Consider the following 329-nt stretch of genomic DNA (forward strand, 5'->3'; position numbering starts at 1 on the left):
GGTGCTGGGTCTGGCCGACCGGGTGCTGGTCGTGCGTGAGGGCCGGATCGTCCACGAGGCGCCGGCCGAGGACCTGGACGAGCACCGGGTGCTCGATCTGGTGATGGTCTCCGCGCAGGAGACACCCCCGCCCGCGCCCGCGTCCGCATCCGATTCCGGGCCCGCGCCCGCATCCGCTTCCGCATCCGATTCCGGGTCCGCGTCCGATTCCGGGTCCGTGTCTGATTCCGGGTCCGGTGTAGCTAATCCCCCCTCTGAAGGAGCGTTCCATGACTGAGGTCGATCAGGCCGCGCCGGCCGGTCCCCGCGTGAAGGCGGCGGGCCCGGGC

Annotated in this window: 1 pseudogene; it reads left to right on the top strand. The window is 72.3% G+C overall.

The features are described 5' to 3' along the window. A pseudogene (locus QSK36_RS43230) lies at nucleotides 1-277 on the top strand (hypothetical protein); the annotation flags it as partial. Nucleotides 278-329: the final 52 nt, after the last annotated feature.

The organism is Microbispora sp. NBRC 16548, from assembly GCF_030268985.1.
Classification (GTDB): Bacteria; Actinomycetota; Actinomycetes; order Streptosporangiales; family Streptosporangiaceae; genus Microbispora; species Microbispora catharanthi.